Annotated in this window: 18 protein-coding genes and 1 pseudogene; 11 read left to right on the plus strand and 8 right to left on the minus strand. The window is 74.1% G+C overall.

Going from position 1 to position 26,158, the window contains the following annotated elements:
* Positions 1 to 7: 7 nt before the first annotated feature.
* The 3 genes from ACIA8Q_RS16895 to ACIA8Q_RS16905 form a co-directional block, all read right to left on the minus strand.
* On the minus strand, positions 8 to 403 hold the full coding sequence (locus tag ACIA8Q_RS16895; RefSeq protein WP_360220859.1) for a PPOX class F420-dependent oxidoreductase: 396 nt from the start codon (positions 401 to 403) through the stop codon (positions 8 to 10).
* A gap of 83 nt (positions 404 to 486) precedes the next feature.
* Positions 487 to 1,869: a D-alanyl-D-alanine carboxypeptidase gene (locus ACIA8Q_RS16900; protein ID WP_360220883.1), complete on the minus strand. Its 1,383-nt coding sequence runs from the start codon at positions 1,867 to 1,869 to the stop codon at positions 487 to 489.
* Positions 1,870 to 1,967: 98 nt separating this feature from the next.
* The gene (locus ACIA8Q_RS16905) at positions 1,968 to 2,441 is read right to left on the minus strand and encodes a MarR family transcriptional regulator (protein ID WP_360220856.1); all 474 of its coding nucleotides are present in this window, start codon (positions 2,439 to 2,441) and stop codon (positions 1,968 to 1,970) included.
* Positions 2,442 to 2,596: 155 nt separating this feature from the next.
* Here ACIA8Q_RS16905 and ACIA8Q_RS16910 point away from each other — a divergent pair, with 155 nt between their 5' ends.
* Both ACIA8Q_RS16910 and ACIA8Q_RS16915 read left to right on the plus strand, forming a co-directional pair.
* The gene (locus ACIA8Q_RS16910) at positions 2,597 to 3,835 is read left to right on the plus strand and encodes an MFS transporter (RefSeq protein WP_360220853.1); all 1,239 of its coding nucleotides are present in this window, start codon (positions 2,597 to 2,599) and stop codon (positions 3,833 to 3,835) included.
* A gap of 85 nt (positions 3,836 to 3,920) precedes the next feature.
* Positions 3,921 to 4,358 carry a heme-binding protein gene (locus ACIA8Q_RS16915; protein WP_360220851.1) on the plus strand — a complete coding sequence of 146 codons (438 nt, stop codon included), beginning with the start codon at positions 3,921 to 3,923 and terminating at the stop codon, positions 4,356 to 4,358.
* 253 nt (positions 4,359 to 4,611) lie between these two features.
* Here the strand turns inward: ACIA8Q_RS16915 and ACIA8Q_RS16920 are convergent, their stop codons facing one another.
* Positions 4,612 to 5,445: a TetR/AcrR family transcriptional regulator gene (locus tag ACIA8Q_RS16920; protein ID WP_360220848.1), complete on the minus strand. Its 834-nt coding sequence runs from the start codon at positions 5,443 to 5,445 to the stop codon at positions 4,612 to 4,614.
* An 80-nt stretch (positions 5,446 to 5,525) separates the two neighbouring features.
* On the opposite strand from ACIA8Q_RS16920, the gene ACIA8Q_RS16925 reads away from it, so the two are divergent.
* The 4 genes from ACIA8Q_RS16925 to ACIA8Q_RS16940 all read left to right on the plus strand — a co-directional run bounded on the left by ACIA8Q_RS16925 (position 5,526) and on the right by ACIA8Q_RS16940 (position 16,380).
* Positions 5,526 to 6,377, plus strand: a complete 852-nt coding sequence (locus ACIA8Q_RS16925; RefSeq protein ID WP_360220845.1) for a siderophore-interacting protein — start codon at positions 5,526 to 5,528, stop codon at positions 6,375 to 6,377.
* Between the two features lie 486 nt (positions 6,378 to 6,863).
* The gene (locus ACIA8Q_RS16930) at positions 6,864 to 10,304 is read left to right on the plus strand and encodes a S8 family serine peptidase (RefSeq protein ID WP_396317366.1); all 3,441 of its coding nucleotides are present in this window, start codon (positions 6,864 to 6,866) and stop codon (positions 10,302 to 10,304) included.
* A 153-nt stretch (positions 10,305 to 10,457) separates the two neighbouring features.
* Positions 10,458 to 11,423 carry an alpha/beta hydrolase gene (locus ACIA8Q_RS16935; RefSeq protein ID WP_360220840.1) on the plus strand — a complete coding sequence of 322 codons (966 nt, stop codon included), beginning with the start codon at positions 10,458 to 10,460 and terminating at the stop codon, positions 11,421 to 11,423.
* Positions 11,424 to 11,718: 295 nt separating this feature from the next.
* Entirely contained in the window at positions 11,719 to 16,380 is a 4,662-nt protein-coding gene (locus tag ACIA8Q_RS16940; RefSeq protein WP_396317367.1) for a sacsin N-terminal ATP-binding-like domain-containing protein, read from the plus strand.
* 123 nt (positions 16,381 to 16,503) lie between these two features.
* Here ACIA8Q_RS16940 and ACIA8Q_RS16945 read toward each other — a convergent pair whose 3' ends face one another.
* The 3 genes from ACIA8Q_RS16945 to ACIA8Q_RS16955 all read right to left on the minus strand — a co-directional run bounded on the left by ACIA8Q_RS16945 (position 16,504) and on the right by ACIA8Q_RS16955 (position 19,734).
* Positions 16,504 to 17,964, minus strand: coding sequence for a VWA domain-containing protein (locus ACIA8Q_RS16945; RefSeq protein WP_396317368.1), 1,461 nt, complete (start codon positions 17,962 to 17,964; stop codon positions 16,504 to 16,506).
* A complete protein-coding gene (locus tag ACIA8Q_RS16950; protein ID WP_387905274.1) occupies positions 17,961 to 18,842 on the minus strand; it encodes an AAA family ATPase in 882 nt (293 codons plus the stop codon). Before ACIA8Q_RS16950 ends, ACIA8Q_RS16945 begins: the two co-directional genes overlap by 4 nt.
* 220 nt (positions 18,843 to 19,062) lie before the next feature.
* Positions 19,063 to 19,734, minus strand: a complete 672-nt coding sequence (locus ACIA8Q_RS16955) for a Tat pathway signal sequence domain protein (RefSeq protein ID WP_360220829.1) — start codon at positions 19,732 to 19,734, stop codon at positions 19,063 to 19,065.
* A gap of 399 nt (positions 19,735 to 20,133) precedes the next feature.
* On the opposite strand from ACIA8Q_RS16955, the gene ACIA8Q_RS16960 reads away from it, so the two are divergent.
* The 3 genes and pseudogenes from ACIA8Q_RS16960 to ACIA8Q_RS16970 form a co-directional block, all read left to right on the plus strand.
* Positions 20,134 to 20,886 (plus strand): TetR/AcrR family transcriptional regulator, encoded by a 753-nt coding sequence (locus ACIA8Q_RS16960; RefSeq protein WP_360220826.1) that lies wholly within the window; start codon positions 20,134 to 20,136, stop codon positions 20,884 to 20,886.
* Positions 20,887 to 21,020: 134 nt separating this feature from the next.
* The gene (locus ACIA8Q_RS16965; RefSeq protein ID WP_360220823.1) at positions 21,021 to 21,677 is read left to right on the plus strand and encodes a DUF6230 family protein; all 657 of its coding nucleotides are present in this window, start codon (positions 21,021 to 21,023) and stop codon (positions 21,675 to 21,677) included.
* Positions 21,678 to 21,871: 194 nt separating this feature from the next.
* Positions 21,872 to 22,303, plus strand: a pseudogene (locus tag ACIA8Q_RS16970) (DUF6114 domain-containing protein); the annotation flags it as partial.
* Between the two features lie 165 nt (positions 22,304 to 22,468).
* Here ACIA8Q_RS16970 and ACIA8Q_RS16975 read toward each other — a convergent pair.
* Positions 22,469 to 23,623: an NAD(P)-dependent alcohol dehydrogenase gene (locus ACIA8Q_RS16975; protein ID WP_396317369.1), complete on the minus strand. Its 1,155-nt coding sequence runs from the start codon at positions 23,621 to 23,623 to the stop codon at positions 22,469 to 22,471.
* 174 nt (positions 23,624 to 23,797) lie between these two features.
* Between ACIA8Q_RS16975 and ACIA8Q_RS16980 the strand changes: the two genes are divergently transcribed.
* Together ACIA8Q_RS16980 and ACIA8Q_RS16985 are read left to right on the plus strand one after the other, a co-directional pair.
* Entirely contained in the window at positions 23,798 to 24,685 is an 888-nt protein-coding gene (locus tag ACIA8Q_RS16980) for a helix-turn-helix transcriptional regulator (RefSeq protein WP_387905269.1), read from the plus strand.
* 172 nt (positions 24,686 to 24,857) lie between these two features.
* Positions 24,858 to 26,108, plus strand: a complete 1,251-nt coding sequence (locus tag ACIA8Q_RS16985) for a globin domain-containing protein (protein WP_396317370.1) — start codon at positions 24,858 to 24,860, stop codon at positions 26,106 to 26,108.
* The last annotated feature ends 50 nt before the right edge of the window (positions 26,109 to 26,158 follow it).

The following is a 26,158-nucleotide window of genomic DNA, read 5'->3' on the forward strand; positions in this document are numbered from 1 at the left end:
GGCGGCCTCAGCTCAGCGTGATGCGGATGCCGACGGTGCCGCGCTCGCCGCGGCGCAGCCGGCTGCCGAGCAGGGTGAGCACGCCGAGCAGCCCGTACTTCTGGCGCAGCAGGGTCCGGTAGGCGGCGGTGCGCTCGGGGCCGAGGATCTCGGCGGTGGCCGGGTAGTGCGCCCCGGTCGGCCGGCCCTTGACGTCGCAGGGGCCGACCAGGACGTCGGCGCGGTTGCGGATCCGCTTGACCTTCCAGGAGTCGGTGACGGTCCAGACGCCGAGGGCCTCCCCGTCGCGCACCACCCAGACGGGCGTCGGCACGGCGGTGCCGTCCTTCTTGTAGGTGGTGACGAGCAGGTAGCTCCCGGAGGAGAGGCTGACGATCCGGGCGAGGTGGTCGGGCGTGGTCATGGCCAGGAGTGTAGGGCGTCGGCACCGATCGCCGCTGGTCAGCACGGGCCGCGGGGCGGCGGGCCGGGTGGCCGGTCCGGCGTTCAGCGGTGCCGGCGGGTGCGGGCGGTGACGACCAGGGCCCGCGCGCGGCGGACGAGGCGGCGCCGGCCACGGCCGCCGACCCCGGTGGAGCCGCCGAGCGCGGTGCAGCCGCCGCGGCGGAGGGCGAGCGCCGGCGCGGAGGCCGCGGCGACCGCGACCGCTGCCGCCGGGGCACCGGGGGCGGTGGCGGGCCGGCCGCGGCGGCGGGCCGCGGTGCGCCGTCCGGCGGCGAGCAGGGCGAGGGCGGAGCCGAGGGCGGCGGCCGTCCAGGCGGCTGGTTCGAGGCCGGGGCCGCGGTCGTCGGCGGCCTGCGGTTGCCGGGTGGCGCCGCCCGGGCCCGTGCCGGAGCCGGAGCCGGCGGCGGGGGCCGGCCCGGTGGCGGGCGCGGTGTCCTCCACCAGCTGTCCGACGGGCTGGACCTTGCCGGCTGCGGCGAAGCCCCAGTCGAGCAGGGCGGCCGCCTCGTCGTAGACCCGGCCCTGGGCCTCGGGGTGCATGACGGTGACCAGCAGGGTGCGCCCGCCGCGCTGGGCGGCTCCGGTGAAGGTGGCGCCGGCGTTGGTGGTGTAGCCGTTCTTGACGCCGATCAGCCCGGGGTACTTGCCGAGCAGGCGGTCGGTGTTGGCGATGTCGAAGCTGGTGCGCTGGCCGGTGAGCTTGTCCAGCGCGCCGGGGAAGCGGGCGGTGCGGGTGCCGCAGTAGGAACGGAAGTCGGCGTTGCGCAGCCCGGCGCGGGCGAACAGCGTGAGGTCGTACGCGGAGGAGACCTGCCCGTCCATGTCGTAGCCGTCGGGGGAGACCACCCTGGTGTCGCGGGCCTGCAGCGACCGGGCGCGGGCCTGCATCTCGGTGACGGTCTGCTGGAGGCCGCCGTTCATGTGGGCGAGGACGTGGACGGCGTCGTTGCCGGAGCTGAGGAAGACGCCCCGCCAGAGGTCCTCGACGCGGTAGGGGAGGTTCTCCTTGACGCCGACCAGGCTGCTCCCGGCGCCGAGGTTGGCGAGTTCGGCGGGGGCGACCTTGTGTTCCAGCGTGCGGTCGAACTTGGGCAGCACGGTGTCGGCGAAGAGCATCTTGAGGGTGCTGGCGGGGGGCAGCTGCCGGTGGGCGTCGAGGGCCGCCAGGACCTCGCCGGTGTCGGCGTCGGCGACCAGCCAGGACCGCCCGGTCAGTTCGGCGGGCAGCGCGGGGGCCCCGGCGAGGGGGGCGACCTGGACGGCCGGTCGGGCGAGCCGCTCCCCGCCGGCCGTGCCGGCGGCCTCGGGTGCCGCGGTGGCGGCCGTGGCACCGCCGGCCGGGGCGGCCGTCGCGCCCGCGGCGCCCGCTGCGAGCACCAGCGTGGACGCCGCGGCGGCCGCGAGCCTGCTGACCTGCTGTGACATCTGCTGCACACCGCGAACGTACCCGGGCCCGGGCCGGCCCGCCGCGCCTGCTGCTCCGTCCGGATCCCCGGCGGAGGGAGGGCGCTGCTGATCCCCGGTCAGGGCCGCCGGGGCGCCGGCGGGGCGTTCATGGCGTCGACGGCGGCGACGAGGGGGGCCAGTTCGGGGTTCCCGGCGGCCTCGTCGAGGGCTTCCCGGAGGGCGGTGTCGTTGGTGGGCCGGGCCTCGGCGAGGAGCTCCAGGCCGGCTTCGCTGACGTTGGTGTAGATGCCCCGGCGGTCGGTGGGGCAGAGGTAGCGGGAGAGCAGTCCGCGGTCCTCGAGGCGGCTGACCAGGCGGGTGGTGGCGCTCTGGCTGAGGACGACCGCGTCGGCGACCTGCTTCATCTGCAGGTGGCCGCCCTCGCCGTCGTGCTGGCGGCTGAGGACGTCGAGGAGCGAGTACTCGCGCACGCTCAGGTCGTGCCCGGACTGCAGGGCGCGCTCGATGTGCGCCTCGATCCTGCCGTGCAGCAGGTACAGGGCACCCCATCCGTTGGCGAGGGCGGTCAGCGCGGGGTCCGTGGCGGTCATGCCAGGGCCTCCTTCGAGGGTGCGGCGGGTGTCCAGGGTAAGCCGTGGCCCGAAATATCGGCCAGAGGAGACAGCCAGCGTTTGCATTTATCGCGCGTCTGCAACTATTGTCGAAGCACGTAAGGCGCACTGACAATCGCACGGAGGGTGGCACCATGCCTCTCGCGCTCCTCGCCCTGGCCATCGGGGCCTTCGGGATCGGCACCACCGAGTTCGTGGTCATGGGCCTGCTGCCCGAGATCGCGGGTGACTACGGAGTGTCCATCCCCACCGCAGGTCTGCTCGTCACCGGCTACGCGATCGGCGTGGTCGTCGGCGCACCGCTGATGACGGTGCTCGGCACCAGGATCAGCCGCAAGACGATGCTGATGCTGCTGATGGGCCTGTTCACCGCCGGGAACCTGGTGTCCGCACTGGCGCCGAGCTTCGGGGTGATGCTCGCCGGGCGCATCGTCGCCTCGCTGGCGCACGGCGCGTTCTTCGGCATCGGCTCGGTGGTCGCCGCCGAGCTGGTCGCCCCGGACCGGAAGGCGGGCGCCATCGCCACCATGTTCACCGGGCTGACCGTCGCCAACATCGTCGGCGTGCCGCTCGGCACCTACATCGGGCAGGCCGTGGGCTGGCGGACCACCTTCGTCGCGGTCGCCGCGCTCGGCGTCGTCGGCCTGCTGGGCATCGCCAGGCTCGTCCCCGCCCTGCCGCGCGCCGAGGGCGCCCGCCTGCGCGGCGAGCTGACCGCGTTCCGCAACCCGCAGGTGCTGCTCGCGATGGCGATGACCGTGCTCGGCTTCGGCGGAGTGTTCGCCGCGATCACCTACATCGCCCCGATGATGACCAACGTCGCCGGCTACTCCGACGGCGCGGTCACCTGGCTGCTGGTGCTGTTCGGCGTCGGCATGTTCCTCGGCAACCTCCTCGGCGGCAGGTTCGCCGACCGCAGGCTGATGCCGCTGCTCTACACCACCCTCGGCGGCCTGGCCGTCGTGCTCGCGGTGTTCACCCTCACGGCGCACGACAAGGTCCTCGCCGCCCTGACGATCCTGCTCGTCGGAGCCCTCGGGTTCGCCACCGTCCCGCCGCTGCAGAAGCGGGTGCTGGACCAGGCCCACGGCGCGCCCACGCTGGCCTCCGCCGTCAACATCGGGGCGTTCAACCTGGGCAACGCGCTCGCGGCCTGGCTCGGCGGGACGGTCATCTCCGCCGGCCTCGGCTACACCGCCCCGAACTGGGTCGGCGCCGCCCTGGCAGCCGCGGCCCTCGCCCTCGCGCTCTGGTCCGCCGCGCTGGAGCGCCGTGCCCCGGCGGCCGTGACCGCTGCCACCGGGTCCACCACCGCGCCCACCGCCGCCGGGGCCTCCGCCGCCCGGTCCGTCCCGGGCCTGGCCCACCGCTGAGCCCTCCCGTCCACCACCGGGCCCCCCGACCGCAGCCCCCCCGACCCCCAGACCTCCGCCCCCGACTCCCAGGAGAAGCACCACCATGAGCACCCCCGCCGTGCACCCCACCGCCGTCACCCCGCTCGGCACCGCCGACGCCGAGACCCTGGTCGGTGCCGCCCGCGCCGCCGCCGAGGCGGCCGGGGTCGCCGTCAGCATCACCGTCCTCGACGCCGGCGGCCACCTGCTGGCCTTCCGCCGCGACGACCGGGCCGTGCTGATCTCCGGCGAGACCAGCACCCGCAAGGCGTACACCGCCCTCCAGCTGGACGCCCCGACCGCCGACCTGGTCGACCTCGTCAGGCCGGACGGACCGTTCCACTCGCTGCCGACCGCCCTGGACCGGCCGCTGCTGTTCATCGCCGGGGGCGTCCCCGTGCGCCGCGACGGCCGGCTGATCGGCGCCCTCGGTGTCGGCGGCGGCGCCCCCGAGCAGGACCACGCCTTCGCCACCGCCGCCCTGGACGCGCTCACCCGGTGACCGCTCCCGCGGCCGCCCCGCCTCCGCGGGAGCCGCCCCCGCACCGCCGGCCCCGGGCATAGCGCCGGTCAAGGAAAGGTCTGCCGTCTCCAATGCCGGCGCCCTCGCCGGCCGACTCGGATTCGGCGCCGCCCCCGGCGCCGCCGGGATCCACCGGGACGACCCGGGGGTTCCGCACCGCATCCCGGCGGGTTGACGGCCCGGCGGTTCCGCACCGCATCCCGGCGGACCGACCGCCCGCGGCTCGTGAGCCCTACGGCGTGTCAGCGCCCTCGCCCGTGCCCGCCGCCCGACCCGGTCGGGTGGCGGGCACGGGTGCGTCCCCGGCGGCCGGCGCGGCGGCCGCGACGCCGTCGAGCAGGACGGCGAGGCCGGTGCGGAAGGTCTCCTGCTCGCGGTCCTGCGGGGGGCCGTCGGCACCGCTCTGCAGGGCGGTGAGCAGCGGGAAGCGGCTCGGGAAGTCCGGTGCCAGTTCGGCCAGTCGGGCGGATCTGGCGGTCCACCAGTCCTCGTCCGTGACGCCGGTCTCGGCGGCGGCCGCGCGGGACTCGGCAGTCGCGGCGGCGGTGCCGCGGACGAACTGCCAGAGCGCGGAGACCGCTCCGCGCAGCGGCCCGGGCGCCAGGCCGGCCGGCCCGAGGGCGCCCAACAGGGCTTCCATGGCGGTGAGTTCGGCCGGGCCGAGGACCGGCCGGGCCTGCGAGACCTGGAGCATCCAGGGGTGGCGCAGGTAGCGGTCGTACAGCGCGCCGGCCCAGGCGGTGACGGCGGCGCGCCAGTCGTCCGAGGGCGGGGGAGCCGCGGGGAGTCCGGCCAGGGCGCGGTCGTGCATCAGGTCGAGCAGTTCGGCCTTGCCCGGCACGTAGGTGTAGAGGGCCATCGCGGTGCGGCCGAGCCGTTCGCCGACGGCGCGCATGGAGAGCGCGGCCATCCCCTCGTCGTCGGCCACCGCGATTCCGGCGGACACGATCGCGTCCACACTGAGCCCCGGTTTGGGGCCGCTGCGCCCGGTGCGCGGTTCCGGTGCGGCGCCCCAGAGCAGGGCGAGGGACCGGTGGGCGTCGCCCTGTCCGGCGTAGACGACCATGCACAACTCCTTATGACGTAAAGTATCCTCGACCACGGCAACTCTTTATGTCGTAAGGTTATCAATCGGAGGGGTTCGCGATGACACTGCCCGTCACCTTCCTCGAGGTCGTCGAGGTCCGCCGGATCACGCCGCGCACCGCCCGGGTCGTCTTCGAGGCCGAGGCCCTGGACGACTCCGTGGGCGCGGCGCCCGACCAGCAGGTCAAGCTCTGCTTCCCGCGCCCCGGGCAGCGGGTGCCCGAGCTGCCGCCGCAGAGCGCCGACCCGATGGGCTGGTACCAGGCGTACCTGGCGATCCCCGAGGCCGCGCGCCCGCTGCTGCGCAGCTTCACCCTCCGGCGTCGGCGGCCCGGCACCCGGCAGGTCGAGATCGACTTCGTGCTGCACGGCGACGCCGGCCCGGCCGCCGCCTGGGCCGCGCGGGCCGCCGCCGGGCAGCGGCTCGGCATGGTCGGGCCCTCCGCGCTGTACGCCCCGGCCGTCCCGTTCCCCGACGCTGCCGCCGCGGCCGACTGGGTGCTGCTGGCCGGGGACGAGACGGCCCTCCCGGCCGTCGCGACCCTGGTCGGGGCGCTGCCCGCCGCGGTGCCGGCGGTGGTGTTCGTCGAGATCGCGGACGAGGCCGAGCGGCAGCCGCTGGAGAGCGGTGCCGAGCCGGTGGTGCACTGGCTGCCGCGGGGCGGGGCGTCCCCGGGCGCCGTGCTGACGGAGGCGGTGCGGGCCGCCGAACTGCCCGCCGGCCGTCCGTTCGTCTGGCTGGCGGGGGAGGCCGGCGCGGTCCGGGCGCTGCGCCGGCACCTGGTGGACGGGCGCGGCGTGCCGAAGGCGTCGATCGACTTCACCGGGTACTGGCGCCACCGGCTCACCCAGGACGACGCGCCCACCGCCGAGGACCTGGCGGACGCTCAGGAGCGGCTGGCCGGCACCTGATTCCGGCGGCGGTCCCCCGGACTCGCCGGTGCCCCGGGCCGCAGTCGGCCCGGGGCACCGGTTCTGTCATGTCCGGTTTCGGGGCCGGAGGGAGGGGAAGAGAGTCGGACGGCGCGTGCGGTGCGCCGCAGGTGGCGGTGTTTCGCCAGTGTCCAGAGTTCGCCACCGTTTTCCGGCCGCATCGGGCGGGTCCGGAGGGGGCCGGTCGGCGAATAGGGGCGGGATTGGCCCGATTTCCGCCGTGCATTTTACTTTCTGATGGTCATCTTTACTTGCTGATGGGGATTTCCCCCCTTGTCGTGGTCGTGTCGGATGCGCTGGAATTCGACCGCTGTCGGGACGCGCGGTCCGGAGCAACCACGCGACCGATCCGGATCCGCGTACGCTGGGCCGTGCAACCTGACGTCTCATCAGACGAAAGGATGTCCATTGATCGGCTGGCGGAAATCCCAGCTAGCAGCTGCCGTCACGGTCACCGCCGCGTCCATGGTCCTGACCTTCGGGTCCAGCGCCGACGCAGCCCCGATCCCGGAGCCGCAGACCGCCCCCGTGGCGTCCGCGGACGGGAGCCCGGTGCCGGTGATCGTGATCCTCAAGGACCAGATAACGGACGCCCCGGCCGACCACGGCCACCTGGGCACCCGTCAGCAGAAGGCCGCGCAGACGCAGGCCCCGCTGCTGGACAAGGTCAAGGCCGGCGGCGGGACCAACATCAAGACCTTCGTGGTCGGCAACGCCTTCTCGGCCACCGTCAGCCCGGCGCTGCGCGCCGCACTGGAGACCGACCCGGCCGTCGCCTCCGTGGTGGCGGACACCCAGATCGCCGTCGCCCCGCCGGCCGCCGGCAAGGCGAAGCAGGACACCGCGGCCACCACGGCCGCCGGAGCCAAGGCCCCCAAGGCCGCCGCCCCGCAGGCCGCTCCGGGCAGCAACGGCGCGCAGGGCACCGAGGAGAACGCGACCAACACGGTCTGCCCCTCCGACCCGGCCAAGCCCCTGCTGGAGCCCGAGGGCCTCTACTCCACCAAGGCGGTCGGCGGCAACGGCCAGCCCGGCGCCGACACCCTGGCCACCGGCAAGGGCGTCAAGGTCGCCTACATCGCCGACGGCCTGGACCCGAACAACCCGGACTTCATCCGGGCCGACGGCTCGCACGCCGTCGTCGACTACCAGGACTTCGCCGGCGACGGCTGGGACGCCCCGACCGGCGGCGCGGAGGCCTTCGGCGACGCCTCGGCGGTCATCGCCCAGGGCCGCCAGGTCTACGACGTCTCCAAGTTCGTCAACGCCTCGCACCCGCTCCCGGCCGGCTGCAACATCCGCGTCCGCGGCCTCGCACCGGACGCCTCGCTGGTGGCGCTGAAGGCCGGCGGCGAGGTGATGTCCAACTCCTCGATCCTGCAGGCGATCGACTACGCGGTGCGGGTCTCGCACGTCGACGTGCTCAACGAGTCCTTCGGCGGCAACGTCACCCCGGACAGCGGCGCGCACGACACCATCTCGCTCTTCAACGACCAGGCCGTCAAGGCCGGCGTCACCGTCGCCGTCTCCTCCGGCGACGCGGGCATCACCGGGACGATCGGCACCCCCGCCACCGACCCGAACGTGATCGCCGTCGGTGCCTCCACCGACAACCAGAACTACCAGCAGACCGGTTACGCGGGCGCCCAGTTCTCCAACCGGACCTGGAGCAACAACCGCATCTCCGCGCTCTCCTCGGGCGGCTTCACCCAGGCCGGCCGCACCGTCGACCTGGTCGCGCCGGGCGAGTCGGACTGGGCGCTCTGCTCGCCGGACACCGCCAAGTACACCGACTGCAAGGGCTTCAGCGGCAACGGCACGCCGATCCAGTCCTTCGGCGGCACCAGTCAGGCGGCCCCGTTCGTCACCGGCGCCGCGGCCCTGGTCATCCAGGCCTACCGCGACACCCACGGCGGCGACTCGCCCTCCCCGGCCCTGGTCAAGAAGCTCCTCACCGGCACCGCCAGCGACCTCGGCGTCCCGGCCGAGGAGCAGGGCGCCGGCCTGCTGAACGTCCGCGCCGCCGTCGAGGCCGCCCGCGGCATCCAGGACGGCGACGGCACGCCCGGCAACCGCACCGTCGTGGTGAACACCGGTCAGCTCGACATCGCGGGCAACCCCGGCTCGACCCACACCGCCGACGTGAGCGTCACCAACACCAGTGACGAGCCGCAGACGGTCAGCGCGGCGACCCGCGCCTTCGTGCCGCAGGGCAGCGACCAGCAGACCGTCCAGCTGGACTCCGCCTCCACCGACACCTTCAAGTACGCCACCAACGGCGTCACCTGGGTGAAGAAGGAGGTCAAGTTCACCGTCCCGGCCGGTGCCGACCGCCTCGCGGCGTCGATCGCCTGGCAGGGCGCGCCCAACCCGGTCAGCAACGGCCCGGTGGTCCGCATGACGCTGCTCGACCCGTCGGGCCGCTTCGAGACCAACACCCGCCCGCAGGGCGGCGCGACCCCGGCCGACTTCGGCCTGGTGGACGTCCCCCGCCCGGTCGCCGGCCAGTGGACCGCGATCCTCTACACCCCGGCGGGCCAGGCCGGCTACACCGGCGCCGTCCAGCTCGGCACCACGACCCAGCGGGCCGTCCCGGCCGGCGGCGTCAGCCCCTCCACCACCGAGCTGAAGCCGGGCCAGACCAAGACCCTCAAGGTCCAGGTCACCACCCCGGCGACCAGCGGCGACTCCAGCGAGGCGGTCACCGTCTCCGCCTCCAACGGCAACACCACCAGCGTGCCGGTCGTGCTGCGCAGCCTCGTCCCGGTCAAGAACGGCACCGGCACCTTCACCGGCACCATCACCGGCGGCAACGGCCGCGGCTCCTCCCCGACGCAGAGCTTCTCCTACGGCTTCGACGTCCCGAAGGGCCAGAAGGACCTGCGGGTCGGCCTCGCCGTCAAGGACCCGAAGCTGCTCATGCAGGGCGCGCTGATCAGCCCCAACGGCACCCCGATGGACATCGAGGGCAACGGCCTCTTCGACGCGCAGGGCAACCTGACCGGCACCACCGGCGGCGTCTCGGCCACCACCGTCAACCCGGCCGCCGGCCGCTGGCGGTTCGTCCTCAACGTGGTCGGCCCGGTCAGCGGGCAGCAGCTCGGTCAGGACTTCACCGGCACCGTCGCGTTCAACCAGAACAGCGCCACCGCCGCGGGCCTGCCCAACGACGGCCGGACCAAGCTCGCCGCCGGCAAGCCGGTCACCGTCCAGGTGAACTACACCAACAACACCGTCGCCACCCAGAAGATCTCGGCCGACGGCCGCCTGGACCGCCGGGTCGACCTGCCGCTGGTGCCGCAGGGCACCTCGGCCACGGTCAAGCTCCCGCTGAACCTGGAGTCCGCCGTCCCGTCCTTCCTGGTGCCGCCGGGCACCGACCAGCTGAAGGGCGTCGCGGCCTCCTCGACCCCGGCCCAGCTGGAGCTCAGCGCCACCACCGGCTCGCCGGACCTCTTCGGTGACCTGAAGAAGGCCCAGGACGGCTCGACCGTCTCGGTCGTCACCGACAAGGGCAGCGCCGAGCAGCCCGTCGTCCCCGGCAACTGGGGCGTCTTCGTCCAGCAGATCGGCCCGTTCGGCAACGGCGGCGCGCCGGCCGGCACCTCCACCATCACGGCCACCGCGCACACCCAGGCGTTCGACCCGGCGCTGACCTCCAGCACCGGTGACCCGTACGCCGCGGCGGTCGACGCCTCGGCCGCGGCCGCGAACCCGGTGACCGTCCAGCCGGGCGCCACCGGCTCGCTGCAGGTGACCCTCACCCCGACCGGGGCGAAGGGTAGCACCGTCAAGGGTGTCCTGTACCTGGTCTCCGCCCCGACCGGGGTGGCGACCGCCAACAACGTCCTGAACACCACCGGTGCGGTGCTCGCGGCGATCCCGTACAGCTACACGGTGAACTGACGAAGCATCAACTCGCCGAGGCCGTCCCGGAGTTACGGGGCGGCCTCGGTCGTGTTCGGTCCCCCGGAAGGGGATTCCCGGGGCGCGGCACTGGGCAGGGTCGAGAACGAACGGACGCCGCCGAGGCGTCCGACCGGACCCGGGGAGCGGGAGTTGAACGAGGCGATCAAGCACAGCCACATCGAGGTGAACGGCGTGCGGCTGCACCTCGCGGAACAGGGCGAGGGCCCGCTGGTCCTGCTGCTGCACGGCTTCCCGGAGAGCTGGTACTCCTGGCGCCACCAGTTCGCCCCGCTGGCCGCGGCCGGCTACCGGGTCGTCGCCCCCGACCAGCGCGGCTACGCCCGCAGCGAGCAGCCGTCCAGCGTCGACGCGTACACCCTGCTGCACCTGGTCGGCGACGTCACCGCGCTGATCGGCGCGCTCGGCGAGCAGCGGGCGGTCGTCGTCGGCCACGACTGGGGAGCGCCGGTCGCCTGGGCCGTCGCCGCCCTGCGGCCGGACCTCGTGCGCGGCGTCGCCGGGCTGAGCGTGCCGCCGCTGCCGGTCAGCGGGCCGCCGCCGCTGCACGCCGCCCGGGAGCACTTCGGCGAGGGCTTCTACCAGCTGTACTTCCAGGAGCCCGGCCGGGCCGACGCCGAGCTGGCGGCCGACGTGCGGTCCAGCCTGCGCCGCATCCTCTCCGGCACCCAGCCGGAGGGCGGCCCGCGGCCCTGGGTCGTCCCCGAGGGCCGGACCCTGCTGGACACCGTCCCCGAGCCGGAGCGCCTCCCGCACTGGCTCACCGAGGCGGACCTCGACGCCTTCGCCGCCGACTACGCCGAACACGGCGAGCGGGCCTTCACCGGCGGGCTCAACTGGTACCGCAACATCGACCGCAACGCCGAACTGCTCGCCGCCTTCGACGGGGTGACGATCGACGTGCCCGCCCTCTACGTGGCCGGCGAGCAGGACCTGGTGAACGCGCTGATCACCCCCGAGGTGCGCGCCCACCTGCTCGGCCGGGTCCCCCGGCTGCACCGCCACGTCCGCCTCCCGAAGACGGGCCACTGGACGCAGCAGGAACGCCCGGACGAGGTCAACGAGGCCCTGCTGGACTTCCTGAAGGCACTGGACTAGAGCTGGGCATGGGCCCGTCCGGTGGTCCCGTGCCCACGAGGATCCACGGGGCCGGCAGGCCTTAGCAGCCGCCACTGACACCAGGCGGATCCCGCCGTCCTGATCCAGCCGGATCCGGGCCCCGTAGTCTCCTGCCCCGCCCGCGCCGCGGGCGGGTTGCAGGCCGGTCGACGCCGTCGCCGCCGAGATTCCGGCCACCGCGCAGGTGACCGGATCCGGCCGGTGCCGGCCCGGACCTCCCGGTGGCATCCGGATGCTGGTCCCCCAGAGACCGTGCGGGGGAGAGGAGATCCGGGTGGGCAAGGATGGGGAAGGCGAGCTGGCCGCGGCCGTGGAGGCCCTGCTGGCGGACGCGGGGGCCGAGCCGGGCGTGGAGGCGCGGACGGAGGAGGAGGCGGCCTGGGCAGTCCGGCTCTTCGACGACCGGCTGCACGAAGGGCCTGAGCTCCTCCGGCAGGTGGCGGAGCGCGCGCAGCAGGGCGCCGAGACCATCTCCTCGGACCGGCTCCAGGTCCTGTCCGAGATGGTGCAGAACGCCGATGACGCCGGAGCACGCGAGGTCCGAATCCGCTGGCGTCCGACCGAGCTCCTCGTCGCGCACAACGGTGGGCGTCTGCGCCTGGCGGACCTCCCACGGCTCGGGCTGCCGTGGCTCAGCGGTAAGAGCCTGGACGCCGAGAGCACCGGCCGCTTCGGCATCGGCCTGGCGACGATCCGGCTGCTCTCGACCACCTGGGAGGTGCACGGACCCCCGTACCGCGTCCGGTTCGCGGACGTCACGATGACGCCGGCCGAGGCTCCTCACCTGCCGCAGGACATCGCGGGCCCGGAATGGACGGTCTTCCGCATCCCGCTCGAAACGGACGTCCTCTCCGCCGACGAGGTCCTGGAATGGTTCGAGGACTGGCAGGACGCCTCCCTGCTCTTCCTGCGGCACCTCGACCGGGTCACGGTGGACACCGACGACTCCGCCGGCGTGGTCCGGACCAGGGTGCTGCGGCTGACCTGGCAGGAAGTCACCACGTTGACCTTGCCGGTCGGCGGAGAGCGGCACGAGGTCCGGGTCCGGGAGGCCCGGACCACCGAGGACAAGTGCTGGCGCGTATACGACGTGCTGATCCCGTCCCGGCCGGGCTGGCACCGGATGCACAAACGGCTCGGCCCGACGGTACCGGTGGCCGTGGCGTTGCCGCTCTGCGAGGGCGAGCGGGGGAACATCCACGCGGGCCTTCCGGTCGCACCGCTGGCCGTCCCGGCCCGGGTGCACTCGCAGTTCGACCCGGTCGTCAGTCGGGAGGGCTTCGCGGCCAGCACGCTGAACGCGGCTCTGGTCCCGGTCGTCGCCGACCTGTGGCAGGCCGCGGTGCTCGACCTCCTCGGGCGAGTGGAGCCGTCGGCCTGGCACCTGCTGCCGCTGCCCGGGACGTCCGCCCCCGCCAGGGCCGGGCTGCCCGACCGCCTGTTCGGTGCGTTCCTCGAACGAGCCCGGAACCAGGTGGCCGCCGTACTCGCGCTGCCCGTCCCGGAAGGCCCGGCCGTGCCGCTCGCCGATCTCGCCGTCGAGGTCGAGGAACTGACCGGGGTGATCTCGCCACGGGACACCGCCCGTCTGGCAAGCCTGGAACACGACTTCCCCGATACCGCTCGGGACGTCGGCGGCCGATGGCGGGAGGTGCTCTCGGACTGGCGGACCGCCGGCACCGCAGGCCTCCCGGGAGAGGTCAGGGTCGTGGACGCGCTCGGACTGCTCCAGCAGCCCGCCTACGACATCGACCGGACGGTCCGGCTCACCGCCGTCGCTCTCAAGGCCGGGCTGGACTACCGACTGATCCACTTTCCCTGCCTCGCCACGGCCGACGGCCGGCGGCTCGCTCCGGCCGGCGCCGGGCACGCTTTCGCGCACCACCGGGGCACCGGACCGCTCGACCCGCTGGGCGTCCTGCTCGACCTGCATCCCGGCTACTGGAGCGGTGAGGACGCGGCCCGGCGGGTCACCACCTGGTTGGCGAAGCACAACTGTCTGATCCACCGTGACGACACGGCGGCGGTGCTCCGACACATCGCACGGCTCGGTGAGACGGGCAGCCGACTCCCAGCCACCGACCTCCCCGGAGCCGAACGGCTCGTCCTGCTCCAGCAGGCCGTCGGCGCGCTCACGAAGCCCGAGCGCGACCGGCTGGGGCGGGGAATCGGCCGTACCCTCCTGCTCGACGCCTTCGAGTACGGCGCGGACGGTGCGGAGACGGCACGTCAGGCCCGGCCGGAGGAGATCTACCTCCCCCAGGCGCTGGAGAGCACCGACGGCGATCGTTTCGCCGCCGCCGCGCGAAGGACCGCCGGTCTGCTCTGGGCCCACCGCGGCTATGCCAAGACCCTCCTGCCCGCCTCGCAGAGCGGTGGCCTCAGCCGGACGGCCTTCCTGCGGTTGCTGGGCGTGGCGGACACACCCCGGTTGAACCCGATCCTGGAGGGCCGGGCGGTCAAGCGGTACGAGGTGCGGGACAGCCGGGTGGGGCTCAGTCGCGATGCCGGGTACGCGCCCTCCGGCCGGCGGCGGGCCATGGTCCAGCTCGGTGCCAAGTACACCCTGGACGACCGGTCGGCGAGGGACCTCGACCGGGTCGTCAAGAACATCGGCGCAGAACGGGACGGAGTCGAACGGCGCCGACGCACGGTCGCCCTGCTCCAGACCCTCGGCAAACCGGGCATGGTCACCAGCCCGGAGCAGGCGACGGTCCGGGCGGCCACCGACATGCGCGGATGGATCGAGAAGGGATCGGTCCCGGCCCTGTGGGTCTGGCGCCTGCGTGACAGCGCATGGCTGGAGGATGCGAGCGGTGTCCTGCGCCGCCCCGACCAGCTCCAGTTGCGCACGCCCGACGCCGAGGCCCTCTACGGCCAGGACGAGCCGAACTACCTTCACCCCGAGATCCAGCGCGCCCTGGCCGGCCGCATCGACGTACTCACCGCCATCGGAGTGGCCGGCGACCCCGATGTTCCACAACTGGTCGAACGCGTCCGCCAGTTGCGAAAGCGCCCGGTCCCGGTGGGGGCCGCGCTGGAGGAACTCCGGGCCGAGGCGTACCTGGTCTACCGGGCGCTCGCCCGGCGCCTGGCGGAGCGACCGGCTGACATTCCCCGGGCGGACCTCGAACGAGGTATCAGGGCCGCGTTCCAGGGGGCCGACTCCCTGATCCTCACCGACACGGGTTGGCGACGTCCCGACGAATGCCTCCGGGGCACCACGATCCTGCGCGGCATGCGGGCCTTCGTGCCGCCCGGGCCGGAACTGCTCCCGCTCTGGCAGGTGCTGGACATCAAGGAGCCGCGCTCCGAGGACCTGGTGGACGTCCTCAAGGAACTCGCCGCTGCCGGGGAGCCGACGGAGGAGAACCAGCAGCGGCTGATGCTCGAGGCGTTGAGGTCGCTGAACAACCTTGTCGGCGGTGCGGGAACGACCGTCACACCGGGCCTGCGGGCCAAGCTGCGCTGGCTGCCATTGTGGACGACCAGCGGGTGGATCAAACCCGGACGGCTCAAGGACCAGCCGGTCTACGCCGTTTCCGCCCACCTGACGGTCGAGCGGGCTCTCTCCGGTCGCGTCCCGCTCTGGCAGCCGGGCGGGGACGCCGAGCAGTTCACCGACCTGGTAGGCCTCCTGGGCGTGCACGTGCTGGACACGGCGGCGGCCCAGGTGGTCGAGCCCGACGGGGCGCTACCGGACCCGGGCCTCACCGCGGACCTCGCCCGGGCCGTCATCGCCCTGCAGGACCGCCTGGTCCGGGACGAGCCGGCCGTCGCCGACTCCTTCACGGACTGGGACGGTCTCACCCGCCTGGAGGTGCGCATCCTGCCGGGACTGCGTGTCCGGCTGGACGTGGGGCACGACCGTGAGCCGCTGGAGGTTCCCGTCGGCGCCCACGTCGACCACGCGGCCAAGGCGCTGTTCCTGGCCGCCCCGGACGAGCTGCGGACCCGTCTGGGCACCGGCGCCGCCCTGGCTTGCCTCTTCACGGGTTCACGCGCCCAGGTGGCCCGCCACTGGCGGGACTTCTGGGAGGAGGACGACGTCACGACCGGCCATGCCGTGCCGATCACCTCGGCGGGTCAGCGCGACGTCGAGGAGCAGAGGCGACGGGACGAACTGCTGCGCGAACGATCCCTCCGGGCGGCGAACGCGGCGACCCGGGTGGACGCGGCACCGGCGACGACTCCTCGGCCCGCACGGGGCGCCCGGCGTCGGGCGCCCCAGACGGCTGCGCCGCTGCCGGTCGTGCTCGCGCCCGTCGTGCCCTCGCCCAGGCCGGCCGGTGGGGGCTCGGCAACACCACCAGGGGCGGCACCGAACCCGGTTCCCGCCTCGACCTCCCCCGTCCAGCGACGGCTGGTCGGTCTTGACCGGCTCGGCCGGCCTACCTCCAGGCAGACGGCGTCATCGGCGGGCCCGGCGAGGCGATCGGCCGGGATGCAGCCGCCACGCTCGGCCGGTGGGCAGGGCAGCGGCCTCTCGGCACCCCGGCCGGGCGGCGCGGTGCCCCGTCGGCAGGCCGCTCCGCTCGGCTACCGGGACGACTCCAAGGAGGAGCTGGTCATCGGCCTCCTCGCGGCCGTCCTCGGCGAGGAAGCGGACAGCATCGACCAGCGCGGCGGGCACAACATCGGAGCGGACGCGGTCGACAGCACGGGTCGCTACTACGAGATCAAGGCGCACGGGGGCAGCCGCCCGAACGAGGTGACCCTCACCACGGCCGAGTTCCTCCGTGCCCGGGAGCAGGGTGAGAACTACGTCCTGCTTCTCGCCGAACATCTTGAGGAGGGCAGCGGTGGCGACCCGACCCTGATCATGATCAGTGACCCGCTCAGCTGGCTCGACGTGCAGCCCGTCTCCGACATCCGCCTCAAGGGCACGCGGGCAACCGATGTGGAGGCCACCGTGTGGACGTGGCCCACCCTCTGACCGGAACGGTCGCGCCGGGCACGGGTGGGATCGAGCGCCCGGGCGACTGCCGGGTTCCCGTCCATGGTCCGGGGCTCTCTTGACCGGCCGCCGGTCCCGGGGGCGGGGCGTCCCGGAGCGGGGTCAGACCGGGATCAGGCGGGTGATCAGTTCGGCGAGGCGGCGGGCGTTGCGGCAGGAGTGCATCTCCACGACGCCCGCGTAGGCGAGGGCCGCGGAGTCGCCGGTCGGCCAGAGGGCGGGTTGCTCGGGGTTGAGCCAGTACACCCGCCGGGCCCGGCCGGCGATGCGGCGCAGCGCGTCGAGGTTCGGGTCGCGGTGGTTGGTGCGGGCGTCGCCGAGGATCAGCACGCTGGTGCGCGGGCCGACGGCGTCCGGGTGCCGTTCGGCGAACTCGCCCAGGGCGGAGCCGTAGTCGCTGTTGCCGTGGTAGCCCGTCACCTTCGCCTCGGTGAGGATGCGGGCGGCGAGGCGGGCCGGGTCCGCGTCGCGGCCGGCCAGCAGACCGGTCACCTCGGCGGTGCGGTTGACGAAGGCGAACACCCGGACCTTGCTGAACTGCTCGCTCATCGCCTGCACCAGCAGCATGGTGAAGTCGGCGAAGCCGGCCACCGAGCCGGAGACGTCGCAGAGCAGCACGATCTCCGGCCGGGCCGGGCGGCGCAGCCGGTAGGCCGGGCGCAGCGGCACCCCGCCGGTGGACAGCGAGCGGCGCAGGGTGCGGCGCAGGTCGATCCGTCCGCGGGCGGCGCGGCGGCGCCGGGCGGCCAGCCGGGTGGCCAGCTTGCGGGCCAACGGGTGCACGGTGCGGCGCAGTTCGGCGAGCTGGCCGCGGCCGGCGGTGAGGAAGTCGATCCGGTCGACGGTCGGGGCCACGGCGCGTTCGGCGATCCGCTCGGCACCGCGCAGCTCGGCGACCCGGCGGCGGGCCTCGGTGGCGACGAGCGCCCGGAAGTCCCGGATGCGGCGGCGGATCTCGTCGGCCAGGACGAGGTCGGACAGGTCCGGGTCGCCGGCCCCTGCGCGCAGCCCGGCGAGGACCCGGGCGAGCAGGGTCTCGGGGGCGAGCCGGCCGAGCGCCTGGTGGGCGGACCAGCCGTCCGAGCCCGGTGCGGACCCGACCGCCGGGCCGGAGCCGTAGCGGCCGAAGGCCTCCACCACCTCGCCGGCCAGCCGGGCCTGCGCGGCGCGGTCGTCGGCCGCCAGGGCGGCGGCGAGGCGGTCGCGCAGCTCGTCGCGGAGCGGGTCGGGCCGGCCCGGTCGGGGCGGCGCCAGGCCCTCCGGCGGGGCGGAGGGGTCGCCCTGGCCGTCGCGGCCGGCCCGGACGGCCTCGGGGGTGCCGACGCCGAGCGGGAAGAACAGGTCGAAGGCTGCGTCGAAGACCGTCCGCTGACCGTCCGAGCGCAGCAGTGCGGCGGCCAGCCCGGCCCGCATCTGCTCGCGGTCGGCGAAGCCGAGCACGTCGAGAACGGCCGCCGCGTCCACCGTCTCGGCGGGGCCGATCCGCAGGCCGTGCCCGCGCAGCGCCCGGACCAGGCCGGTCAGCCGGGCCGCCGGGTCGGTCGGCGGCGGGGCGGCCGTCATGCGGGGGTGAGCTTCTGGGCGGCCTTCCGGATGTCGTCCTGGTGCTTGAGGACGACGCCGAGGGTGTCCCGGACGGCGGCCTCGTCCAGGGTGTCGGCGCCGAGCGCGAGCAGGGTGCGGGCCCAGTCGACGGTCTCGGCGACGGACGGCGCCTTGCGCAGGTCCATCGCCCGCAGCGCGCCGACCACCCGGACCAGCGAGGCGGCCAGCGTGTCGTCCAGGCCGGGCACCTTGAGCCGGACGATCCGGCGCTCCAGCTCGGCGTCCGGGTAGTCGAGGTGGAGGAAGAGGCAGCGGCGGCGCAGGGCCTCGGAGAGTTCCCGGGTGGCGTTGGAGGTGAGCAGGACGAAGGGGCGGCGGCTCGCGGTGATGGTGCCGAGCTCGGGCACGGTGACCTGGAAGTCGCTCAGCACCTCCAGCAGCAGCGCCTCGACCTCGACGTCGGCCTTGTCCATCTCGTCGATCAGCAGGACGGTCGGCTCGTCGCCGCGGATGGCGGTGAGCAGCGGGCGGGTGAGCAGGAACTCCTCGCCGAAGATGTCGGTGCGGGCCTGGTCCCAGCCCTCCTCGCGGCCGGCGGTGATCCGCAGCAGCTGCTTGGCGTGGTTCCACTCGTAGAGCGCGCGGGCCTCGTCGATGCCCTCGTAGCACTGGAGCCGGACCAGCCGGGCCCGGCCGATCGCGGCGACGGCCTTGGCGAGCTCGGTCTTGCCGACGCCGGCGGGGCCCTCGACGAGCAGCGGCTTGCCGAGCCGGTCGGCGAGGAAGACGGTGGTGGCCACCGCGGTGGAGGCCAGGTAGCCGGTCGCGGCGAGCTGTTCGGCGGTGTCCGCCACCGAGGTGAAGAAGCCGGTGCCCTCGATGCCGCCGCTGCTCATGCCCCGCCCCGTTCGTGTCGGCCGTGTCCGTGCGCAAGCACCCTACCGGCCGGTCACTTCGCTGTCGCGGGGTCGGCGCGCCGGGGAGGGAGGTGGGCCGGGGGAGGGGAGGGGGGTAGGCCGGGAAGGGGTAGGGAGTCGGGGTGTGGGCAGACGGGGCCGGGGCGTACGACGACCGGGGTCGCCGTACGCCGTCGTGCCCGTGCCTGCCGTCCGGTCGTCAGTTGACGAAGACGAGCGGGCTGCCCGCCGCCGAGGTGTCGGTGACCGGGCCGTAGGTGGCGCTGAAGTAGCCCGTCGAGAAGCACAGGCCGGAGCCGGAGAGCAGGCTGAACGGCTGGGCCGAGAAGCCGATGGTGTTGCCGGTGTTCGAGGTGGTGCCGGCGATGCCGGTGGTGTTCTGGTAGACGCAGTTGACGCTGCCGAGGACGGTGTTGAGCACCACCGTGGTCTTCATCGCGCCGGCCGCGCCGGGGGTGAGGGCCACCGGGTTGCCGGGCCCGTCGCCGACGGTGTTGGTGAACGGCAGGTTGTTGACCGTGATGCTCTTGACCCCCGTGACGCCGAGGACGTTGGAGGTGCAGGAGCCGAAGGTCTGGGCGTTGAGCTGTTCGACCGCACTGCCGGGGGCGGTCGGGTTGGCCGTCACGGTGGCGGAGAAGCCGGAGCTGGCACACTTGATGCCGCTCGTGCCGGTGGCGCTGTTGTAGAAGGTGGCGTAGGTGCCGGAGACCAGGCTCGCGGTGAGGGTGTCGCCGACGGCGACGGCGGGGCCGCCGAGGCTGCCGGTGGTCAGGACCGCGGAGCCGGCCGCCTGGGCGGGTGCGACGGCGGCGCCGGCGAGGGCGATCGCGGCGAGGGCCGCGGTTCCGAGGGTGCGGCGGAAGCGCATGAGGGTGACCTCTCTCCGTGCGGAGACGGGTGGGGGTGGCCCGCGGTGCGGGTGTGGTGGCGTGCACGGCGGGGGAGGTGCGTGGCATGGCGAGTGCGGCATGGCGTACCGGGGGCCGCGCGGGGCCGTGGCCGGGCGGGCCCGGCGCCACGGGCCCGCTGGTGCGGCACGGCGGTGTGAAGGTGCGGACGTGCGTGCGTGCAGTGGGGTGCGCGTCGACGGCTGCCACCGCCGCGGGCCTGCGTCCGCAGTGGTCCCGTGGCCCGGGCGGGTCGCCCGGGGCCGTCGGAGCCCCTGGAGGTCGGCCGGTGGTGAAGTGGTTCGCCCACCGGTTGGAAACCTGTCAGTGTTGTAAACCCTGCGTTGCGTCAATGTCAATACAGGCCACAGGAGTTGGGGATGGAACACAAACACCTGCGGAGTGCCGACGTGGTCCTGCTGCCGGGCGCGCGGACCGGACGTGACCCGGCCCGGTCGATCAAGCGCGGACCGAGCCGGCTGCCCCCGGCGGTGGTCGCCGCCACCCAGCGCGAGCGGCTGCTGGACGGACTGGTCCAGACGGTGGCCGAGCGCGGCTACCAGCACGCCACGGTCAGCGACATCTGCCGCGCGGCGGGCGTGACCAGGCCGGTCTTCTACGAGCTGTTCAGCGGCAAGGAGGACGCCTTCCTGGCCGCGCACCGGTACGGGACGGGCGTGGTGATCCGCCGGATGGCGGCGGCGTTCGCGGCGGAGAGCGACTGGTGTGCCGGGATCCGGCAGGGGCTCGGTGCGATGCTCCAACTCCTGGCCGGAACACCCGCCTTCGCCACCATGGCGGTGATCGAGATCGAGGCCGTCGGTCCGGCCGGGCGTCGTGAGCGGGACCAACTCCTCAAGAAGTTCCGGGTGTTCTTTACCGAGGTGCCCCAACTCCCCTGCGGTGTGGCGGTCGAGGAACTGGTGGACGCCGTGGTGGGTGGGGTGTATAGCGCGCTCCACCGGCGGGTCGACTCCGGGCGCACGGATCAACTACCGGATCTGTTGCCGGTCTTGAGCCTGTTCTGCCTGGCCCCCTTCCTCGGCCCGGCGGAGGCCGCCAGGCGTCTCGGGTTGCCGAATGGTGAAGATCCTTCGTGCACCCGTATTGACCCGGCCAATACCGAGCAGTAGCTTCCCAGTTACTCACCGCACGGCCGACCGGGGCCGCCCCGCTGCCGAGGGGCGGACGGCCCGGTCCGGCCGTGGAACGCTGTCCGCGCCAGGGCAACGTGTGCCCGCACACCCATCCACCACAGGGAGCACACATGGCCATGTCCGAGGACGCCGCCGCGGCGGCCGAGACGGCGGAGACCCCGGCCACCGCCAGAAGAGGGCGGGTACGGCTGAAGCGCACCGCCCTGATGGCCGTCCCGGCCGTCGCGGCGGGCGCCGTCCTGATGGCGCTCACCGCCCAGGGCGTGCTGGCCGCCCAGTTCAACATCAGCGGCATGCCGTTCACGATCACCGCGGACAAGCTCGACGGCAAGGGCTTCGCCCAGTTCGGCGGCCTGGACTCGATGATCCCCGACAGCCCCAACCAGGGCGACACCGGCGGTCAGGTGCTGGTCGCGGTCTCGGCGATCAAGAACGCCGAGATCACCAACCTGTGCCAGAGCGTCGACCTGGGCGGCATCAACCTCGTCATCCATGCCGGCGACGGCGGCACCCCCGTCACCGCCAGCGATCTCACCACCGACTCCGACATGCTCTCCGGCGACGCGGACTTCACCAACATCGAGATCGGCGGCGACGCCAGCACCTACACCAAGGCCGGACCGAAGGGCGTGGGCGGCGCCGGGGTCTTCGGGCAGCAGGCCGACCGCGTCATCCTGACGAACCTGAAGCAGCACAACTACGCGAGCACCGCGGTCGGGTTCAAACTGCCCAACCTGCGGCTGAGCTTCAGCTCCAAGGGCTGCTGACCGTGACGGAGTCCGTACCGGAACCGGCCGGGGCGGCGGCCGCCGGGCCGGTGACGTCCGCGACGGCACCGGTCGGTGAGGCCGCCCGGGCCACGGCCACGGCGCAGGCCGGGGAATCCGGCGGGGCGGGGCCCGAGGGGGCGGCCGAGGGGACGGCCGCCGCCCAGGCGCCCCCCGTCCCGGCGCCCGCCGGCCGCCCGCCCAGGCGCGACTGGCGGGGCAAGCGGCCCTTCTGGGGCGGACTGCTCGTCCTGCTCGGCGGCGCCGAGATCCTGTTCACCCTGCGCTCCCCGCTGCCCGTCGTGCTGCACATCGGCATGGAGGGGATCGCCGGGTACCTGGTGCCGGCGGTGATGGTGCTGTGCGGCCTGCTGATCCTCTTCAACCCGGCCCAGCGGCTGTTCTACTCCGTCCTCGCCGTGCTCGCCTCCCTGGGCAGCTGGATCACCTCCAACCTGGGCGGCTTCCTGGTCGGGATGCTGCTCGGGCTGGTGGGGTCCTCGCTGACCTTCGGCTGGCTGCCCGACCAGCCGCTGCGTCGTGGACGCCAGCGGCGGGAGGACCGGCGTGAGCAGCGCCGGGCAGCCGGGCCGTCGGGGCCGGGTCGGCGGGCGCGGAGCGCATAGCGCATAGCGCGTGGCGCGTGGCGCGTGGCGCGTGTCCGTCGTGGAGAACGGACGCGGCGCCCTGCCCCCACGGTGACGGGAGAGGTCACCGTGGGGGCAGGGCGCCGCGGGGGTGGGCCGACAGGATGCCGGGTCGGCGGGGCGCCGCGTGTGTGGTCCGGCGGATCAGATGGTCGCGGCGTCGATCACGAACCGGAACCGGACGTCACCGGACAGCACCCGCCGGTACGCCTCGTTGATCTGGTCCGCGCGGATCAGCTCGATCTCCGCGGTGATGCCGTGCTCGCCGCAGAAGTCCAGCATCTCCTGGGTCGCCGGGAGCCCGCCGATCATCGAACCGGCCAGCGAGCGGCGGCCGTTGAGCAGCGCATGGGCGTTCACCGTCACCGGCTTCTCCGGCGCGCCGACCTGCACCATGACGCCGTCGGTGCGCAGCAGGCCGAGGTAGGCGCTCAGGTCGAGGTCGGCGGAGACGGTGTTGACGATCAGGTCGAAGCTGCCCGCCAGCTCGGTGAAGGTCGCCGGGTCGGAGGTCGCCCGGTAGTGGTCGGCGCCGAGCTTCAGCCCGTCCTCCCGCTTGCGCAGCGACTGGCTCAGCACGGTGACCTCCGCGCCCATGGCGTGGGCGATCTTCACCCCCATGTGCCCGAGCCCGCCGAGGCCGACGACGGCCACCTTGCGGCCGGGGCCCGCGCCCCAGTGCGCGAGCGGCGAGTACAGCGTGACGCCCGCGCAGAGCAGCGGCGCGGCGGCGTCCAGCGGCAGGTTGTCGGGGATGCGCAGCGCGTACGCCTCGTCGACGACCAGCTCCGAGGAGTAGCCGCCGTACGTCGGCAGGCCGTCCTTGCCCGTGCTGTTGTAGGTGAAGACGGTGCCGCCGAGGCCGGTGCAGTACTGCTGGAGGCCGGCCCGGCAGTTGTCGCACTCCCGGCAGGAGTCGACGAAGCAGCCGACGCCGACCCGGTCGCCGACCCGCCAGCGGGTCACCCCGGGGCCGACCTCGCTGACCACACCGGCGATCTCGTGCCCCGGGACCATCGGGAAGATCCCGGTGCCCCAGTCCTCGCCGACCTGGTGGATGTCGGAGTGGCAGATGCCGGAGAAGCGGATGTCGATCACGATGTCATGCTCGCCGACCGCCCGGCGGGTCACGGTGGTCCGCTCCAGCGGGGCGTCGGGCTCGGCCGCCGCGTAGGCGGCGACGGTGCGGGTGGTGAGGTGGGGCTCCGAGCCGTTCGTGGCGGTGTCCGCCGTCGTGCCCGTCGTGTTCGTCGTGTTCGTCGCGTTCGTCGTGGTCGCGTCGGTCGTCGTGTTCGTCATGCCCCCAGAGTGCGGCGGCGCGAGGGGGGGCAACCAGACCAAGGATCATCGTAGGAACCCCGCACCTAGGAACCCCGCACCTAGGACCCCCGAACGTACGACCCCGGAACGTACGCACGGCAGTGTCACCCTCGCCCGCCCCCGGGCACGCCCCCCGGCCCGCATACTGCACACATGGACCAGCGCACCGAACTCAGCGAGTTCCTCCGATCCCGCCGCGCCCGGCTGCGGCCCGAGGACGTGGGCCTGCCGGACACCACCACCCGGCGCCGGGTGCCCGGACTGCGCCGCGAGGAGCTGGCCCAGCTGGCCGGAGTCAGCACCGCCTACTACACTCGGCTCGAACAGGGCCACGGCGAGAACGTCTCCGCCGCCGTCCTCGACGCCATCGCCCGCGTCCTGCGGCTCGGCCCCGCCGAACGCGAGCACCTCGGCCGGCTCACCAAGCCCGCCCGTCGCCGCGCCGGCCGGGCCGCCGCCCGCCGGCAGCGGGTCCGCCCCGCCCTCCAGCAGCTGATGGACGCGATGGACGGCGTGCCCGCGTACGTCCTCGGGCGGCGGCTCGACATCATCGGCTGGAACCGGCTCGGCACCGCCCTGCTCGGCGACTTCGCCGCCATGCCGCCCGAGCAGCGCAACATGGCCTGGCACGTCTTCCTCGACCCGGCGGCCGCCGAGCTGTACCAGGACTGGGAGGGCAAGGCGAGCGACGTGGTCGGGATGCTGCGCCTCGACGCCGGACGCGACCCGGACGACCCCCAGCTCGCCGCACTGATCGGCGAACTCTCTCTCAAGAGCGCCGACTTCCGCCGTCTGTGGGCCGCCCACGGCATCCAGGACAAGGGGCACGGCACCAAGCAGCTGCACCACCCGGTGGTCGGCGGGCTCAGCCTCCAGTACGAGGCGCTGCGCCCGGCCGGCGACGCCGACCAGGTGCTGATCACCTACCACGCCGAGCCCGGCACCACCTCGGCCGAGTCCCTGCGGCTGCTGGCCAGTTGGGCCGCCACCGAGTTCCTCCCCGAGCCGGGGGAGACCTCCCGCACCGAGCCGACCAGGTAGCGGCTCCCCGGCCCGCCTCGGCCCGCGTCGGTGGCGCCATCCCGGGCTCCGGCCCCCTGGCCCTGTCCCCGGCCCCCTGGCCGGAACGGGCGGAACGGGCCGATGGTCCCGGGGCCGCCCGGGGCCATCGGCCCTTCTGCCGCCCAACCGACCGCAGTTGACTGGGCGGGTCATGGACATCACCAACAGCACCGCCGCCGCCACCACCGCCACCGCCGAGTACGACCGGCTGATCGCCCGCCACCACGCCATGCGGCTGCGGCGCCAACTCCTCACCCCGGCCGCTCCGTCGGGGCCCGACACCGGGGGCGGAGGGTACGACGGCGCGGCCGACCAGCTGCTGATCCGGCGGGGCCTCGGCCTGGTCGCGCCGCTCGCCGACCTGATCGACCACCTCTACGGCGTCATGTTCCGCCGCCGCCCGTTCCTGCGCCCGCTCTTCCCCGCCTCGATGGAGTTCCAGCAGGCCCACCTGGAGCGGATCTTCCGCCACCTGATCGACCACCTCGACCGGCCCGCCGAACTCGACCGGATGCTCAGTCAACTCGGCCGCGACCACCGGAAACTGGGTGTCCGGCCGGTCCACTACGAGGCCTTCGAGGAGGCCCTGTGCGCAGCGATCCGGCACCGGGCCGGCGCGGGCCGGACGGAGGAGCTCGAGGCGGCGTGGACCAGGATGCTGCGCTTCGCCGTCGGCGCGATGACCGCCGGAGCCGAGTCCGCGCTCACCGAACCCCCGTACTGGCACGCCGTGGTGACGGGCCACGAGCGCCGCCGGCCCGACCTCGCCGTGCTGCGGGTGCGCACCGGAGAGCCCTACCCGTACCGGGCCGGGCAGTACGGCACCGTCGAGCACCCGCTGCTCCCGCACACCTGGCGCCAGTACTCGATGGGCTGCGCGCCCCGGGCCGACAACGAGCTGGAGTTCCACGTCCGCCGCACCGGCCCCGGCGGGGTCAGCGCCGCCCTGGTCGAGCGCACCGCCGTCGGCGACCGGCTGCGGCTCGGCCCGCCGCGCGGCACCCTGCTCCCCGAGGACGACACCCGGGACCTCCTGCTCGTCGCGGGCGGCAGCGGACTCGCGCCGATGAAGGCCATCATCGAGCAGCAGGCCGTCCACCGCCCGCCCGGCCGCCGCGTCCACCTCTTCGTCGGCGCCCGCGACCGCGGCGACCTCTACGACTGGTCGGCACTGGCCGAACTCGGCCTGCACAAGACCTGGTTGGCCCTCACCCCGATCACCGCCGGCCGCCTCGCCGAGGCCGTCGCCACGGCCGGTGACTGGCGCGACCACCTCGCCTGCCTCAGCGGCCCGACCGGCATGGTCGGCTCCGTCCGCTCCGAACTGCTCGCCGCCGGCCTGCCCCCGGCCCGGGTGCGCCACGACCAGGTGTTGGTGGGGGCCCGCCCGGCCGGCTGGTGAGGTTCAGCCGAAGGCGGCCCCGCCGCCGGGGCGGCAGGGGGTCGCGGCCG

Origin of the sequence: Kitasatospora sp. NPDC051705, assembly GCF_044453265.1 — a bacterium.
In the GTDB taxonomy this organism is placed as follows: Bacteria; Actinomycetota; Actinomycetes; order Streptomycetales; family Streptomycetaceae; genus Kitasatospora.

Bases quoted from the DNA above. Each gene is read 5' to 3' on its own strand.
- ACIA8Q_RS16910 (WP_360220853.1), top strand. From the start codon at position 2,597: ATGCCTCTCGCGCTCCTCGCCCTGGCCATCGGGGCCTTCGGGATCGGC.
- ACIA8Q_RS16985 (WP_396317370.1), top strand. From the start codon at position 24,858: ATGGACATCACCAACAGCACCGCCGCCGCCACCACCGCCACCGCCGAG.
- ACIA8Q_RS16920 (WP_360220848.1), bottom strand. From the start codon at position 5,445: ATGGTCGTCTACGCCGGACAGGGCGACGCCCACCGGTCCCTCGCCCTG.
- ACIA8Q_RS16955 (WP_360220829.1), bottom strand. From the start codon at position 19,734: ATGCGCTTCCGCCGCACCCTCGGAACCGCGGCCCTCGCCGCGATCGCC.
- ACIA8Q_RS16960 (WP_360220826.1), top strand. From the start codon at position 20,134: ATGGAACACAAACACCTGCGGAGTGCCGACGTGGTCCTGCTGCCGGGC.
- ACIA8Q_RS16950 (WP_387905274.1), bottom strand. From the start codon at position 18,842: ATGAGCAGCGGCGGCATCGAGGGCACCGGCTTCTTCACCTCGGTGGCG.
- ACIA8Q_RS16975 (WP_396317369.1), bottom strand. From the start codon at position 23,623: ATGACGAACACGACGACCGACGCGACCACGACGAACGCGACGAACACG.
- ACIA8Q_RS16930 (WP_396317366.1), top strand. From the start codon at position 6,864: ATGGTCCTGACCTTCGGGTCCAGCGCCGACGCAGCCCCGATCCCGGAG.
- ACIA8Q_RS16915 (WP_360220851.1), top strand. From the start codon at position 3,921: ATGAGCACCCCCGCCGTGCACCCCACCGCCGTCACCCCGCTCGGCACC.
- ACIA8Q_RS16900 (WP_360220883.1), bottom strand. From the start codon at position 1,869: ATGTCACAGCAGGTCAGCAGGCTCGCGGCCGCCGCGGCGTCCACGCTG.
- ACIA8Q_RS16965 (WP_360220823.1), top strand. From the start codon at position 21,021: ATGGCCATGTCCGAGGACGCCGCCGCGGCGGCCGAGACGGCGGAGACC.
- ACIA8Q_RS16980 (WP_387905269.1), top strand. From the start codon at position 23,798: ATGGACCAGCGCACCGAACTCAGCGAGTTCCTCCGATCCCGCCGCGCC.
- ACIA8Q_RS16925 (WP_360220845.1), top strand. From the start codon at position 5,526: ATGACACTGCCCGTCACCTTCCTCGAGGTCGTCGAGGTCCGCCGGATC.
- ACIA8Q_RS16905 (WP_360220856.1), bottom strand. From the start codon at position 2,441: ATGACCGCCACGGACCCCGCGCTGACCGCCCTCGCCAACGGATGGGGT.
- ACIA8Q_RS16945 (WP_396317368.1), bottom strand. From the start codon at position 17,964: ATGACGGCCGCCCCGCCGCCGACCGACCCGGCGGCCCGGCTGACCGGC.
- ACIA8Q_RS16895 (WP_360220859.1), bottom strand. From the start codon at position 403: ATGACCACGCCCGACCACCTCGCCCGGATCGTCAGCCTCTCCTCCGGG.